Origin of the sequence: Aquisalibacillus elongatus (genome assembly GCF_003843875.1) — a bacterium.
GTDB classification, from domain to species: Bacteria; Bacillota; Bacilli; order Bacillales; family Alkalibacillaceae; genus Aquisalibacillus; species Aquisalibacillus elongatus.
The window spans coordinates 213,439-228,993 of sequence record NZ_RKRF01000007.1; the positions used below are offsets into that span (position 1 = coordinate 213,439).

Genomic DNA, 15,555 nt, shown 5'->3' on the forward strand with positions numbered 1-15,555 from the left:
GCACACGATGAGAAAAATTGTGATTGGTTCAAGAAGAAGTAATCTCGCCATGACTCAGACGGAATGGGTGATTGATCAACTCAAAAAAGAAACAGACCAATATGAATTTGAAATCAAAAAAATTGTCACAAAAGGCGATAAAATTCAAAATGTCACTCTTTCTAAAGTTGGCGGTAAAGGTCTATTTGTAAAAGAAATCGAAGAGGCTATGTTCGACCATGAAGTTGATATGGCAGTACATAGTATGAAAGATATGCCGTCACAACTTCCAGACGGTTTAAAAATTGCTTGCGTACCGGAACGTGAAGACCACCGTGATGCGTTTATTTCTAATGATCACGTTTCATTAGATGATTTAAAAGAAGGTGCCGTTGTTGGAACAAGCAGTCTGCGACGAGGGGCACAAGTTCAAGCTTATCGTCCTGATCTTAATATCCATTGGATTCGCGGTAATATTGAAACACGTTTAAGAAAACTAAAAGAAGAAAATTTTGATGCGATTATTTTAGCTGCAGCGGGGTTAAAACGTATGGGCTGGTCGACTGAATTAGTCACACAATTTTTAGAACCTGAAGTTTGTCTTCCGGCAGTAGGACAAGGTGCGTTAGCCATCGAATGTCGTGAAAGCGATGATGAGCTAATAGAGTTATTAAATAAAATTAACAATGAATATACGGCAACAACGGTTTCAGCTGAACGCAAGTTTTTAAGTATGCTAGAAGGAAGCTGTCAGGTCCCGATTGCAGGTTATGCAGTGCGTGAAGGTGATGATATCGTGTTGACAGCCTTAGTATCATCTTCAGATGGTAAAATAATCTTAAAAACGCAAAAACGTGATCAAGACCCGATCAAAGCTGGTGAAGCAGCAGCCAATGAATTAATTTCACAAGGGGCTAAAGATTTAGTCGAAGAAGCTAAAAGAGAATTGGATGAGAGCTAATGTCTTTACATGTGGGGAAGCGAGTGTTTATCTCAAGAGATCGACAACAGGCTGAGGGGTTTATAAAGCCCCTTGAGCACGTTGGGATTGATGTTTTGGGAAAATCGTTAATCACCTTCGAACCTTGGATACCAGAGAAAAGCCTGAACGTACTAAGCCAAATATCTAGGTTTGACTGGATTGTGACGACGAGTGCCAATGGTGTATATTATTTTTTCTATGCTTTAAAGCAATATGGTTTGTCGACGGAACAATTAAGACATTTTAAATTCGCAGTAGTAGGTACGAAAACTGAAGCTGAGCTTAATCGGTATGGATTTGAAGCGGATTTTGTCCCAGAGGTGTTTGATGCTGAACATTTCAGCCAACAATTTTTAGATGAAAAGAAACCTCAACACGTGTTATTAGTGAAAGGTAATTTATCTCGACAAATAATAGATGAAAGTCTAAACGATCATGAGGTTCCGTTTCAAAATCTTTACGTATATCAAACCATTGTGAATGAAAAAGCCAAGCCATACATCGAAGATACTTATAATCAACATGACGTGGACGCCTGGGCTTTCACTTCCCCCTCATCTATTGATGCATTATTTGAACTACTAAAAGTTCAAAAGCCTTATATTTTGGATTTGCCTTGCTTTTGTATTGGGCAAACAACTAAAGAACACGCTATAAATAAAGGTTTTCGTCAAACCATTATGCCACAAGTTTATACGTTAGAAGATTTAGCAGAGTCTGTTATTGATTTCTATCAACGAAAGGAGTCATTTGATGAGTAATTTACCATTTGATCGTCACAGAAGATTAAGATCGTCTAAAAGCATGCGCGATATAGTACGCGAGACACATTTACATACTGAGGACCTAATTTATCCTATTTTTGTGTTAGAAGAAAAAGGGAAGAAAGTAGAAGTACCATCAATGCCAGGGATTCATCAGATATCTATTGACCGTTTAGGTGAAGAGATGGACGAAGTCGTTGAATTAGGTATTCGAGGCGTTCTATTATTTGGAATTCCAGACCATAAAGATGCAGTTGGATCAGAGGCTTATAATGATGATGGCATTATTCAACAAGCAACTCGCTTTATTAAAGAAAACTACCCTGACGTATTAGTCGTTGCGGATACTTGCTTGTGCGAGTATACGGATCACGGCCACTGTGGTGTGATTGAACACCAGTTCGTTGATAATGACAAGTCCTTGCCTTTATTAGTGCAAACGGCGGTTTCCCAAGCGAAGGCAGGAGCGGATATCATTGCTCCATCTAATATGATGGACGGTTTCGTAACAGAAATTCGCCAAGGATTGGATGAAGCAGGATTCGAAAATATACCGATCATGTCATACGCGATCAAATATGCGTCGGCTTTTTACGGACCTTTTAGAGATGCTGCTGGAAGTACGCCACAGTTTGGCGACCGAAAAACTTATCAAATGGACCCAGCGAATCGCTTAGAGGCTCAGCGTGAGGCGGAGTCAGACATCGTGGAAGGTGCAGACTTTTTAATCGTCAAGCCAGCGATGACATATTTGGATATCATGCGTGAAGTACGTGACCGTTTTAACGTTCCAGTTGTTGCGTATAATGTGAGCGGTGAATTTTCAATGGTTAAAGCCGCCGCTTTAAACGGTTGGATTGATGAAGAGCAAATCGTTTTAGAAAAACTTTTATCAATGAAGCGGGCAGGAGCAGATTTAATTATTACGTATTTTGCAAAAGATGCAGCTAAATGGATTCAAAGATAAAGGAGGTTCATTTTATGAATCAAGAAAGATCTAAAGAATTATTTCAAGAAGCTGTTGAATTAATGCCAGGTGGTGTGAATTCACCTGTAAGAGCGTTCAACTCAGTAAATATGGACCCGATTTACATGGAAGAAGGTAAAGGGTCTAAGATTTATGATGTTGATGGCAATGAGTACATTGATTACGTTCTAAGTTGGGGACCGTTAATTTTAGGTCATGCACACGAACAAGTCGTAAACACGTTACAAAAAGTGATGGCAAAAGGGACGAGCTTTGGTGCCAATGTGGAGTATGAAAACAAACTCGCGCAGTTGCTAATTGACCGTGTGCCATCAATTGAAATGGTTAGAATGGTTAACTCTGGTACAGAAGCGACTATGAGTGCACTACGGTTAGCACGTGGCTTTACAGGCCGTGATAAGATTCTCAAGTTCGAAGGAAACTATCATGGTCACGGAGACTCTTTACTAATAAAAGCAGGTTCAGGGGTTGCCACACTTGGCCTTCCTGATAGCCCTGGTGTTCCAGCATCTATTGCGAAGAATACGATTACAGTCCCTTATAATGATCAGGAAAGCGTCAAGTATGCTTTTGAACAGTATGGGGATGATATTGCAGCAGTAATCGTGGAACCAGTATCAGGAAATATGGGTGTTGTCCCGCCTGTGAATGACTTCTTAAGCTTTTTAAGAGATGTGACGAACGAACACGGGTCATTGCTTATTTTTGATGAGGTCATGACAGGTTTCCGAGTAGGCTATAACTGTGCTCAAGGCCACTTTGATGTCACGCCAGACTTAACGTGCTTAGGAAAAGTCATCGGTGGCGGCCTTCCAGTTGGGGCTTATGGTGGAAGACGCGACATTATGGAGAAAATTGCTCCAGTCGGTGACATTTATCAAGCCGGCACACTATCCGGGAACCCACTCGCTATGGCGGCAGGATATGAGACGTTAAGTCAGTTAACAGAAGAGTCTTATGAAGACATTAACCGTAAAGCCGACCGATTAATTGAAGGATATAATCAAGCAGCGGTGGAGCACGGCGTTCCTCTTCAAGTTAACCGTGCAGGCTCCATGTTAGGCTTTTTCTTTACTGATCAAGAGGTAATTAATTTTGAAACGGCTCAGTCATCTGATTTAGAATGGTTTGCGAAGTACTACCGTTCCATGGCTGAACAAGGAATCTTCCTACCACCATCACAGTTTGAAGGCGTATTTTTATCAACTGCTCATACTGATGAGGACATCGAAAAAACAATCGAAGCAGTCAAAAAAGCATTTGAATCTTATTCTAAGTAATTCAGGCTCCTATCGTTTAATAACGGTAGGAGTTTTTATGGTAAAGGCTATGTTAAAGATAAATGTTGATATTTATAGAAAAAATATAAATGATGTGAAAATAAGTCATTATTTCTTACCTTTTCGTTCTAATAGTATAGGTGCTATATTTAGTAAGATAGAAACAATTGTCAAAAACCATAATGCCCTTTCCATACCAGGTACTACATCCTCTAAAGCTGCCCAATCTTCCGCTTCTACCCACTCCGATACAAGACTGTATTCTGCACAAAGTGTTAATGCTGTAAATGATAATCCCATCGCCATAGCAAGCTTATAATCCTTTCCTGCTGAATACATATAAAGATTTAAAAAAGTTACTATTATAGCAATAACACCTAATATTACCCACATAACTATTCCTCCATATGTTTTATTTATACCTTGGAATAATACTGCTTTTCTTTTTGTGATTTCTAATTGAACAAACATGTACTGTTAGTTGAATAAAGAAATTTAACAGTAAACTTAGACAATCTTTAGTTTATGTTTCGACAATTGGAATTAAATTCCCTTTTAATATCATATCATTAACCGTGACTTCGTTAAGTTGGTGTTGATTACTCTCAAGCACTTGGAACCACGCAAGGTAATTAGTTGAAGAAGTCAAAAAATCTCTAAGTCTCATTCTCGAATTCTCCTTCCAAAAAGTTCTTTTTAGAAACAAGTTGTCATATATGTAGTGGTAAAGGATATTTGTGAGGAGGATGAGTCGTGAGTCATAACGGAAATGAACCTTTTTTATTCGATTTACATGAACACATCACGTTTCGCCAAGGGGAAGAGATTGACGATTTATACGGCATCTCCATTCAACCGGATGTTAATATTATAAAAGAATCGAATTACATCCAGTTGCGTGGGGTTTTGATGGTATCTGGGGATTATCAATCTTTGCCTCGTGAAGAGCCAATGTATTATGTCGATGATCAGGAAGAATCGGAAAATTACGTTCAGCAAGTCAAGGCTTTGGACAATGGATTTACTACATTTCAATACCCAATCCCGGTAGATATTACCATTCCTAGTAATCGTGTGACCCAAACGGGTGAACCGGATGTTGAGATTGAGTATTTTGATTATGAATTGCCAGAACCGAAAAGTCTTCACGTGTATGCAAAAATTCGTTTGTCGCAAGTCGAAATGCAGGAAGAATCCATGAATAGAGAAGACGTAGAAGAAGAGGAACAAATGAATTCTGATTTTGAACTTGAAGAAATTCCAAGTTATGAAGATGATGAAGTAGATGAAGCACCAGCTCATGAACCGCCAGAAAAAGGACGTGAATTCTGGCAGAAGAAAGAGTCTCAATCTTTCAGTGAGTTTTTCAATAAAAAAGAAGAAAAGGCCAAACAAGAAGCAGAAGAAAATCAAGAAATGATGGATGAAGAAAATGAAAATATGGAGTATGAAGAACCTGTACAGGAAGTAAAAAAAGAAAAAGAGAAAGAATCACCAGTTCAAGAGGTAGAAGATCAACCAGAAGAAAAAGAAAAATCTGTTCAAGAAGTGAAAGATCAGAAAAAAGAAAAACCAACTCAAGAACAGGATGAAGACGATTATGATATGAAAGATGACAAAGATGATGATCAAAGTGGAGAACAAAAGAAAAAGCCATTTGGACTAAAATATTTATCAAATTTCTTTAGAGATGATGAGGAACCTGAGAAAGTAAGTGTGCGTATGAGATTTGTCCAGGAAAATGAAACTCTCGACTCAATTGCGGATGCTTATCAAGTGTCGGTATCTCAATTAGAACATCTTAATGGCTTAGAAGATCGCGCCGATTTAAAAACCGGCGATGTATTATATGTTCCGTATAAAAAATAATTAAATCCATTCTAAGTAAAATGCTATATACAATCCCACCAGGACACCTGCTAAGAATACATCTAGCGTAGTTGGGAAGAGTAACGTTCTGATGAGTTGGAAGATCATGATTGGGAGAGTACATTTTTCAATAACAAAAATAAAATGCCTTGCCCAAGGCGGTAGGCGGTAGCGATAATATCTAGCCATTTGTCTCCTCCTCTCTATTATCACGATATGATGGAAGGAGATAAAGTGTGTTAAAAAAAGCATTAACTCAAAAAAGGGTTTATGCTTTTTTTGTTGAACTGATAGATTATAGACAGCTTATAATGAAGTGGGAGTGACGGTAATGAACCTTAGTTGGCTATACGTTTTATATGCCATAATATTAGCATTCATATCTGTAATAACAGGTGAGATCGTAACATTTATCATGCTAGGGTTTGTGATTATTACATTGCAAAATGTATATAGTGTTTTAAAAGAAATTCTTCACGAACTCAAAGCTAAAAACACAGATTAATGTATGATGTAAAACATTCTAGGAAATGATTGACTAATAGGCGGTTTGTGTATAAAATATAAGCACAATAAATTAATAGTCTAAATGCTTGTAAGAGAGGAGTACAGGTTGGATTCCGACAGAAAGGGAAACAGTTGCTGAGAGTTTCCTCGGTATGAAAGCTTGGAAGGTCGCTCTGAATATGCAGGTTCATGGAAATTAAGTATATGAACCCGGGAACTCCGTTATGTATTTAAGCCGCACAGTCTAGTTCGTAGTCTGTGAACAAAGGTGGTACCGCGAATAATCTTTTCGTCCTTTATGTTGGATGAAAAGATTTTTTTATTTTGTTACTAAAATTTTTAAGTATAAATGTTTAGGAGGGTAATGGATGACTGATCAACAAACATCAATGGCACCAAAGTATCATCCGCAAGAGGTTGAAAAAGACCGATATAAGTTTTGGGTGGATGGAAAGGTTTTTGAAGCGAAAGATGATGAAAGTAAAGAACCGTTTACGGTTGTCATTCCGCCACCAAATGTAACAGGTCGATTGCACTTAGGGCATGCTTGGGATACAACGCTACAAGACATCATTACACGTTACAAGCGTATGAGAGGCTATGATGTTCTTTGGCTTCCTGGGATGGACCATGCGGGAATTGCGACACAGGCAAAAGTTGAAGGCAAACTTAAAGAAGAAGGTATTTCACGTTATGATTTAGGGCGTGAGAAGTTCTTAGAACGTTCTTGGGATTGGAAAGAAGAATATGCATCATTTATTCGTCAACAATGGGAAAAACTCGGATTAGGACTGGATTATTCTCGTGAACGTTTTACCTTAGACGAAGGGCTTTCAAATGCTGTAAGAGAAGTTTTTGTCACTCTTTACGAAAAAGGGCTCATTTATCGCGGCGAGTATATTATTAATTGGGACCCTAGCACGCAAACAGCTCTATCTGATATTGAGGTTATTTATAAAGAGGTAAAAGGTGCTTTTTATCACATGAAATATCCTCTTAAAGACGGCTTAGGTGAGATTGAAATTGCGACGACACGTCCTGAGACAATGTTAGGGGATACGGCAATTGCTGTACACCCAGAGGATGAACGCTATAAACATCTAATTGGTAAAAAAGCAATCTTGCCAATCGTTGGTCGTGAAATTGAAATTGTAGCTGACGATTATGTCGACATGGAATTCGGTTCTGGTGCGGTTAAAATTACACCTGCTCACGATCCAAATGACTTTGAGATTGGTAATCGTCACAATCTAGAACGTGTACTTGTTATGAATGAAGATGGCTCGATGAATGAAAACGCTGGTAAATATCAAGGAATGGATCGTTTTGAGTGTCGTAAACAGTTAGTGAAAAACCTTCAAGACGATGGTGTTTTATTCAAAATCGAAGAACATGAACATTCGGTAGGACACTCAGAGCGTAGCGGAGCTGTTGTTGAACCTTATCTTTCAACGCAATGGTTCGTTAAAATGGGACCATTAGCTGAAGAAGCCATTCAATTACAAAAGTCAGAGGATAAAGTTAACTTCATCCCAGAACGTTTTGAAAACACTTATTTAAACTGGATGGAAAACATTCGCGATTGGTGTATTTCTCGTCAATTATGGTGGGGGCACAGAATTCCAGCTTGGTATCATAAGGAAACGGGCGAGGTTCATGTTGGACGTGAGGCACCAAAAGATATCGAGAATTGGAAACAAGATGATGATGTATTAGATACGTGGTTCTCATCTGCGTTATGGCCATTTTCTACAATGGGCTGGCCAGATGAAAACAGTGCTGATTTTCAACGCTATTTCCCAACAAACGCGTTAGTTACAGGGTATGACATTATTTTCTTCTGGGTTTCCAGAATGATCTTCCAATCAAAAGAATTTACGAATCGTCGCCCATTTAAAGACGTATTAATTCACGGATTAGTAAGAGATGCTGAAGGCCGTAAGATGAGTAAATCATTAGGGAATGGCGTTGACCCGATGGATGTCATCGATCAATATGGTGCGGATTCATTACGTTACTTCTTAGCTACTGGATCGTCACCTGGTCAGGACTTACGTTTCCATTGGGAGAAAGTTGAAGCAACATGGAATTTTGCCAACAAAATTTGGAACGCTTCACGATTTGTGATTATGAATCTTGAGGACTTTAAATATGAAGATATTGATTTATCAAAGGATAAATCGTTAGCTGATGAATGGATTTTAACTCGTTTAAACGAAACGATTGAGAATGTCACACGAAATATTGACCGTTATGACTTCGGTGAAGCGGGACGTTATCTTTATAACTTTATTTGGGATGAGTTCTGCGACTGGTATATTGAAATGGCTAAATTGCCTTTATATGGTGACGATGAGCAAGCTAAACAAACAACACGCTCTGTATTAATTGTGACGCTTGACCATATCTTAAAAATGCTTCATCCGTTCATGCCATTTATCACTGAGGAAATCTGGCAGCACATTCCTCATCAAGGCGATTCAATAGTTGAAGCACCTTGGCCAGAAGTTAAGACAGAATATAGTAACGAACAATCGTCTAAAGAAATGCAAAGACTCGTATCGATCATCCGTTCAGTAAGAAATGTACGCTCTGAAGTGGATACACCAATGTCTAAGGAAATTAAAATCATCATCAAAGCCAATGATGAAACAGTTGTTGAAGAGTTAAATCAAAATAGAGTTTATCTAGATCGATTCTGTAATCCGGAAGAACTTACGATTTCGACTAACCCAGATGTTCCAGAACAAGCTAAAAGCGATGTTGTAACGGGTGCGGAAATCTTTTTCCCACTTGAAGGATTAATTGACATTGATGCAGAAGTTGAACGCTTAGAACAAGAATTAGAGAAGTGGAATAAAGAAGTCGATCGCCTTCAAAAGAAATTAGCGAACGAAAGCTTTGTTAGTAAAGCACCAGAGCATATCGTTCAAGAAGAACGAGATAAAGAACAAGATTACCTTGAAAAACAAAAGTTAGTCCAGCAACGATTAAACGAACTAAAGAATGTGTAATAATAAAAATTGCCTGCCTCGTGCAGGCAATTTATTCATATGAGGGGATTTCAATGAACGAACAAGAAGCCATTCAATGGATCCACGATCAAATTAAATTTGGCATTAAACCTGGATTAGAAAGGGTGGAGTGGTTATTAGACCGCCTAAATAATCCACAAAAGGAATTAAAGCTCATCCATGTCGCAGGGACAAATGGAAAAGGATCTACCGTTACATTTTTAAGAAATATTATGCAAGAGCATCACTTTACAGTTGGTACGTTTACCTCACCCTATATAGAAGTTTTTAATGAAAGAATCAGTATTAATGGCGCTCCAATTGACAGTGACAAGCTTGTTCACTATGTCTCTGTCATTAAGCCTTTATGTGAAGAATTAGCCGATACAACTCACTTAGGAAGAGCGACGGAATTTGAAATTATTACCGTAATAGCGCTGAAGTATTTTCAAGATGAAAACGTAGACTATACGATTATGGAAGTTGGATTAGGTGGTCGCTTAGATTCGACTAATATCATTAATCCATTATTATCTATCATTACAATGATCGGTTATGACCATATGGATATATTAGGTGATACATTAGGAAAAATTGCTTATGAAAAAGCCGGGATTATAAAAGCAAATACCCCAGTAATTACGAATGAGATAAAAAAGGAAGCCTATGAAGTCATATGTCAAAAAGCTATTTCAGAAAACTGTTCCATAGATCATTTGCATGAGGATTATGAATATGAGTGGAGAAGTTCTTTTGAAAGAGGAGAGATTTTTTCATATCAAGATGAATCTTTGGAAATATCTTCTATTAAATTAAACATGGTCGGAAAGCACCAAGTCGAAAATGCGACATTATCTATTAAGTCTTTTAAAAAGTTGTCTGAAATTGAAGGATTTTCTATATCAATCGAGAAAATAAGTAAAGGTATAGAAAATTCAAAATGGGTTGGACGCTTTGAAATGGTTCAGAGGGAACCGACTATTATAATGGATGGTGCTCATAATCCCGAGGCTTTACGTGAACTTATTGATTCACTAAGAAAACGATATGATGATCAGGATGTAAAAATATTAATGTCTGTTGTAAAAAATAAATCGATCAAATTAATGGTAAAAACGTTAAATCAATATTATGACGATATAACACTTACCACTTTTGACTTTTTTAAGAGTTATAGTAAAAAAGAACTATTACAAAAGTTTGATATTTATGATATAATAGTGTCAGAAAATTGGAAAAGCATTTTGGACGATTTTATTAGAGAGAGAGATTTATCTAAAGTTCTTGTAGTGACTGGTTCCTTGTACTTTGTATCTGAGGTTCGTGAGTATTTAATACGTTATGATTGATTAATTTAGAGGGAAATGTAGGGGTATATATGGCGAAATCTAAACTCATCACAATATGGACGGTCTGGCTTATAGCATTTCCGACGATTACGATCTATTCGTACATAGAATTCAAACCAGTTATTAATGGGAATTGGTTTGATTTATTAGCTTTTGCAATCGTCGTTAGCGCTGTGGCCATTTTTCCTATTAGAGTAGGGAAAATAACTGTTTTCTTCGTTAACGGAATTAGTTTGGCAGCCTTTTTATATTACGGATTATTTGTTGAATTAATGTTAACACAGATTTCATTACTCGCCTTATTTGTGAAAATTAAACTAAAAAAAGATGAAGCCCATCGAATTCCGACTAATTCCACCAACCTCTTATTAACATCAATCAGTGCAGCCGGTGTATATTATTTATTAGGAGGAACTACAGGAATTCTGACTTTTGATACAGTAGAACAGGTTATTCCCGTCATCGGCTATATTCTTACATCTATTTTAGTAAACCAATTTGGTTTAACGATCATTCAGTCATATGTTAACCGTGAAAAATTTTCTATATTCCCTAAGAGTCTGTTAATAGATTCGGGCACAACTTTATTAGGGTTCCCATTAGGACTTTTACTATATTTAATGTATGTAGAAATTGAGGCCATAGCCGTCTTTTTTGTAGGGATTCCTTTTGTCCTAATTTCACTCGTATTCTCCTATTATCACAACAGTCAACGAGTCAATAAATATTTGCATTTAACAAGTCAAGTTGGTCATGAGTTATCGAAGAGCCTAAATGTAAAAGGTGTCTTAGATACTTTTATCAATGAAGTAAAGCATTTAATTCCAGCAACTAATATCTACGTGTTTGATATTACAAGTGACACTGAGAGTATGAACTTAATACGTTATATGGATGAAAATGGGTATAACTTGAAAAAAGATTATAAGATGTATAAAGGTGAAGGATTTGCCGGAAAAGTTTATGAAGACAATCGAAGTATAATGATTACACGAAAGAAAGATTTATTTAACTTAAATCATAATGAGTTACCAGCTCATATTAATAGTGCTCTAGGAGTGCCGATTTTAAGGAATAATAAGATCGTCGGTGTTTTAACGGTTGCATCCGATGAAATTAATGCGTATGAAAAATATCATTTAATGCTATTAGAAATTTTGGCAAACTTCTTGTCCGTAGCTATTGAAAATGCTCGACATTATGAATCAGCTAAAACAAAAAGTCAACGAGATCAATTGACTAGCTTATATAATTATAGGTATTTCATCGAATATCTCGACAGTTACGTCAATGACTTAACAGCTAAGGGACTAGATGAAACCATTTCTGTTATTATTTTAGACCTTGATTCATTTAAGGCGATTAATGACAAATATGGCCATGAATCTGGTAACGAAGTTTTAGCTGAATTAGCTAAACGGTTAGTAGATATGTTCGGTCATTATGGTGTGATTGCTAGATATGGCGGTGAGGAATTTACAATTCTGGTTAAAAACATACCTCATCATGAGGTCGTTCAATTAGCTGAAGACATCCGTCACGCTATTGCGAGTAAGCCGTTTGTATTGTACAAACCTATTAATGGAAACTATGAAGTACAAGAGATTCATGTTACAGCAAGTTTTGGTGTCGCAACATATCCGGATCAATGCGAAACACCACAAGAACTTATCCGTAACGCTGACCGATCCATGTATGTTGGAGCTAAACGCGACGGTAAGAATAAAGTTGCATCACTATCTGTATAAGTTTGATAAATCTCCTAAATCACTAAGTGGTTTAGGAGGTTTTTAGTTTGTTAAACATTAATAAATTTGTCGAACGTATATGACAAGTTTTAACTTATTTTGCGCTTGAATTATGATAACCTCAATGCATCATGAGGTAAGGTGGTTAGAAAATGGACGAGCGTAAAAAAGTAAGAGTCACGATGAATCAAAATAATGAATCCGATCAAAAACATGACTTGGAATATTTTTTAACGCCTAAAGGTAACTCAAAGAAATTTGGAAATTCTGGCCGTATAATGCTCCCTAAAATTCTTAAACCGATCATGCTTGCTTTATTGTTAGGTGTTATTTTTGGGGCAGGAATCATTTACTTTTTCTCTGATATGACACCAGGAGCTGAAGATGATGTTCCTGTAAGCACAGTTGGTGATGATGACGAGGAAAATGATTCAAATGAAGAGGGAAATGAGGATTCTTCATCTACGACTTTTGAAAAGGCAGCTGAAGCTTATGATGTCATTCAATTTGGAGTCTTTTCAAATCGAGCAAATGCCGATGAATTAGTTAGCGATTCATTAAATCCACTCTCGGTTCCGGCTGTTGTACAAGAGGAAAATGGTCAATTTTTGGTCATTAGTCATTTAGTTTTATCTGAACAAAATAAAGACGATATTACGAATTGGTTTGAATCAAATGATTTAGTTTATATGGATGACTTTTTCTATAAAACTTGGAATTTTGATGCGGTTCAGTTAGATGTGAGTGAAAATGAGTTCACCTGGTTAAACGAAGGGAAAAGTTTAATTGAATCTGTTCAATCTGGTATTGATAAATCATGGGTTGATGAGGTTAATGCTTGGTTAGATCAGCAACCTAAAGCATACCAAAACTCTGAATCATTGGAGCAGATAAAACAATTAACGACTGAAGCAGAAAATACGAATCAAACATTGAGAACTATTTATCAACATACGATTCTGTTAAATATGCATATATTTTATGATTCTTTAGCCTAATTTAATTTTCTCTTAAAAAATAATCATTTTATTGCAATTTTGGGGTAAAAAACACGATTTTCTTTATAGGAAATCGTGTTTTTCTATGCTTTGTGACAAACAATTTAAATAGGTAAACTAATTTTAATTGCACCAATCAAAGGAGAGATTTGAATGGAAGATATGATTTTTATTAAAGATGTGCCAAAAGATGATCGACCTAGGGAACGCCTCATACAAGTAGGGCCACATGCATTATCTAATCAAGAGTTAATCGCTATATTAATTGGTAGTGGTACGAAGGGGACGTCTGCTTTGTCACTGGCAACTAGGGTGTTAGTTCATTGTGAAGGTTTATCACTTTTAAAAGATGCAAATATTAATGAATTAACCAATATAAAAGGAATTGGCGAGGCAAAGGCTGTTCAATTAATCGCGGCCATTGAACTTGGTAGGAGGTTACATAACTTTAAAATTGGCGATCGATATACGATTCGCAGTCCCGAAGATGGGGCGAATTTCTTGATGGAAGAAATGAGGGATTTGAAGCAAGAACATTTTGTTGCGATTTATTTAGATACAAAGAATCAAGTTATTCATCGTCAAACTGTTTTTATCGGAAGCTTAAACTCTTCTATCGTACACCCTCGAGAAGTATTTAAAGAAGCAATCAAACGCTCTGCGGCATCTGTGATCTGCGCACATAACCATCCGTCTGGCGACCCCGCGCCTTCTAATGAAGATATTCAAGTTACTAAACGTCTCTTTGAATCTGGTAAAGTATTAGGAATTGAGCTACTAGATCATCTTGTCATTGGTGATCAACGTTATATTTCATTAAAAGAAAAGGGTTATTTATAAAATTAGTTACATTATCCCACAATTTTTGCCTTCTTTAGCTCTATCTATTTTCTATCATTTTTCGTATAATATTAAATAGAACTGACTTAAGCGCCAAAGTTGTCTAAGACATTATCGTGGCGCTTATTCATGTTTTAAGAAGCCATTACATATTTTTAAATATAAGAATAGCAGACAGCGGAGAGGAAGATTGTAATGGGCTCATCTATTTTCACGAAAGATATTGGAATTGATTTAGGGACAGCCAATACCCTGGTGTTTGTTAAAGGAAAAGGAATTGTTCTTAGAGAACCATCAGTTGTTTCCATGAATAATCATACGGGGGAAATTACAGCAGTCGGAAATGAAGCTAAGCGAATGATCGGAAAGACACCGAAGTCAATATCAGTTATCCGACCTATGAAAGACGGAGTCATTGCAGATTATGATACAACATCTTCTATGATGAAATATTATATCGGAAAATTAAAAAACCATTCTTGGTTTGGAAAACCCAACGTTATGGTATGTGTACCATCTGGTATTACGATGGTTGAAGAACGAGCGGTTACAGATGCAACGAAACAAGCTGGTGCTAAAAACGTTTATTTAATATCAGAGCCTTTTGCAGCATCTATCGGAGCAGGATTAAGCGTTTGGGAACCTACTGGAAATATGGTCGTTGATATTGGTGGAGGTACCACAGAAGTCGCGATTATATCCTTAGGTGGAATCGTCACGAGTCAATCCATTCGTACTGCAGGGGATGAGATTGATGAACAAATCATGTATTATGTAAGAAAAGAAAAAGATTTAATCATTGGTGATTCTACTGCGGAAAAGATCAAGAAAGAAATTGGTGCAGCTAAAAAGTCGGAATCAACTTTAGAGCTAGAAATTCACGGAAGAGATGCTATATTTGGTATGCCTAAAAGTGAAAACATTTCTAATCATGAAGTGGTTGATGCCATTTCAGATACAATAAATGATATAATTGAAGTCATTACAGAAACATTAGAATCAGCACCTCCAGAGCTATCGGCAGATATCATGGAACGTGGAATAGTCTTAACTGGAGGAGGAGCGTTATTAACGCATTTAGATGATGTTATAAGAGAGAAAACTAAAATACCTGTTTTTGTGGCTGACAATCCATTAGATTGTGTTGCTATTGGTACAGGGAAATCGTTAGATCAACTCGATCACTTTAAAAATTCTCCTAACATCGCACGAAGAAACATACTTAACTAAGAGTAGG

14 protein-coding genes, 1 pseudogene and 1 other annotated feature are annotated in these 15,555 nt (G+C 36.9%); of the genes and pseudogenes, 12 read left to right on the forward strand and 3 right to left on the reverse strand.

The window, feature by feature from the left end; translation table 11 throughout:
- Nucleotides 1–7: 7 nt before the first annotated feature.
- The 4 genes from hemC to hemL are packed head-to-tail and all read left to right on the forward strand — an operon-like array spanning nucleotide 8 to nucleotide 3,993.
- Nucleotides 8–940, forward strand: a complete 933-nt coding sequence (hemC, locus tag EDC24_RS01620) for a hydroxymethylbilane synthase (RefSeq protein WP_124219137.1) — start codon at nucleotides 8–10, stop codon at nucleotides 938–940.
- A complete protein-coding gene (locus EDC24_RS01625; RefSeq protein ID WP_124219139.1) occupies nucleotides 940–1,722 on the forward strand; it encodes a uroporphyrinogen-III synthase in 783 nt (260 codons plus the stop codon). Before hemC ends, EDC24_RS01625 begins: the two co-directional genes overlap by 1 nt.
- On the forward strand, nucleotides 1,715–2,692 hold the full coding sequence (gene hemB, locus EDC24_RS01630; protein WP_124219141.1) for a porphobilinogen synthase: 978 nt from the start codon (nucleotides 1,715–1,717) through the stop codon (nucleotides 2,690–2,692). Before EDC24_RS01625 ends, hemB begins: the two co-directional genes overlap by 8 nt.
- A gap of 14 nt (nucleotides 2,693–2,706) precedes the next feature.
- Nucleotides 2,707–3,993: a glutamate-1-semialdehyde 2,1-aminomutase gene (gene hemL, locus EDC24_RS01635; protein ID WP_124219143.1), complete on the forward strand. Its 1,287-nt coding sequence runs from the start codon at nucleotides 2,707–2,709 to the stop codon at nucleotides 3,991–3,993.
- 108 nt (nucleotides 3,994–4,101) lie between these two features.
- Here the strand turns inward: hemL and EDC24_RS01640 are convergent, their stop codons facing one another.
- Both EDC24_RS01640 and EDC24_RS01645 read right to left on the reverse strand, forming a co-directional pair.
- Nucleotides 4,102–4,386, reverse strand: coding sequence for a hypothetical protein (locus EDC24_RS01640; RefSeq protein ID WP_124219145.1), 285 nt, complete (start codon nucleotides 4,384–4,386; stop codon nucleotides 4,102–4,104).
- A 130-nt stretch (nucleotides 4,387–4,516) separates the two neighbouring features.
- Nucleotides 4,517–4,627, reverse strand: a pseudogene (locus tag EDC24_RS01645) (IS1595 family transposase); the annotation flags it as partial.
- A 119-nt stretch (nucleotides 4,628–4,746) separates the two neighbouring features.
- Here EDC24_RS01645 and EDC24_RS01650 point away from each other — a divergent pair.
- Nucleotides 4,747–5,862: a LysM peptidoglycan-binding domain-containing protein gene (locus EDC24_RS01650; protein ID WP_124219147.1), complete on the forward strand. Its 1,116-nt coding sequence runs from the start codon at nucleotides 4,747–4,749 to the stop codon at nucleotides 5,860–5,862.
- Here EDC24_RS01650 and EDC24_RS01655 read toward each other — a convergent pair whose 3' ends face one another.
- Nucleotides 5,863–6,051 (reverse strand): hypothetical protein, encoded by a 189-nt coding sequence (locus tag EDC24_RS01655; protein ID WP_124219149.1) that lies wholly within the window; start codon nucleotides 6,049–6,051, stop codon nucleotides 5,863–5,865. It lies immediately after the preceding gene.
- Between the two features lie 142 nt (nucleotides 6,052–6,193).
- Between EDC24_RS01655 and EDC24_RS15090 the strand changes: the two genes are divergently transcribed.
- The 7 genes from EDC24_RS15090 to mreB all read left to right on the forward strand — a co-directional run bounded on the left by EDC24_RS15090 (nucleotide 6,194) and on the right by mreB (nucleotide 15,548).
- Entirely contained in the window at nucleotides 6,194–6,367 is a 174-nt protein-coding gene (locus EDC24_RS15090) for a hypothetical protein (RefSeq protein WP_170158436.1), read from the forward strand.
- Nucleotides 6,368–6,446: 79 nt separating this feature from the next.
- Nucleotides 6,447–6,669: a binding site (T-box leader), on the forward strand.
- Nucleotides 6,670–6,737: 68 nt separating this feature from the next.
- Nucleotides 6,738–9,383 carry a valine--tRNA ligase gene (locus tag EDC24_RS01660; RefSeq protein WP_124219151.1) on the forward strand — a complete coding sequence of 882 codons (2,646 nt, stop codon included), beginning with the start codon at nucleotides 6,738–6,740 and terminating at the stop codon, nucleotides 9,381–9,383.
- Nucleotides 9,384–9,436: 53 nt separating this feature from the next.
- Nucleotides 9,437–10,732 (forward strand): bifunctional folylpolyglutamate synthase/dihydrofolate synthase, encoded by a 1,296-nt coding sequence (locus tag EDC24_RS01665; RefSeq protein WP_124219153.1) that lies wholly within the window; start codon nucleotides 9,437–9,439, stop codon nucleotides 10,730–10,732.
- Between the two features lie 29 nt (nucleotides 10,733–10,761).
- The gene (locus EDC24_RS01670; RefSeq protein ID WP_124219155.1) at nucleotides 10,762–12,480 is read left to right on the forward strand and encodes a sensor domain-containing diguanylate cyclase; all 1,719 of its coding nucleotides are present in this window, start codon (nucleotides 10,762–10,764) and stop codon (nucleotides 12,478–12,480) included.
- 152 nt (nucleotides 12,481–12,632) lie between these two features.
- Complete coding sequence (locus EDC24_RS01675; protein ID WP_124219157.1) at nucleotides 12,633–13,478, forward strand: hypothetical protein; 846 nt, start codon at nucleotides 12,633–12,635, stop codon at nucleotides 13,476–13,478.
- Between the two features lie 153 nt (nucleotides 13,479–13,631).
- Nucleotides 13,632–14,318: a RadC family protein gene (gene radC, locus EDC24_RS01680; RefSeq protein WP_124219159.1), complete on the forward strand. Its 687-nt coding sequence runs from the start codon at nucleotides 13,632–13,634 to the stop codon at nucleotides 14,316–14,318.
- Nucleotides 14,319–14,513: 195 nt separating this feature from the next.
- On the forward strand, nucleotides 14,514–15,548 hold the full coding sequence (mreB, locus tag EDC24_RS01685) for a rod shape-determining protein (protein ID WP_124219161.1): 1,035 nt from the start codon (nucleotides 14,514–14,516) through the stop codon (nucleotides 15,546–15,548).
- Nucleotides 15,549–15,555: the final 7 nt, after the last annotated feature.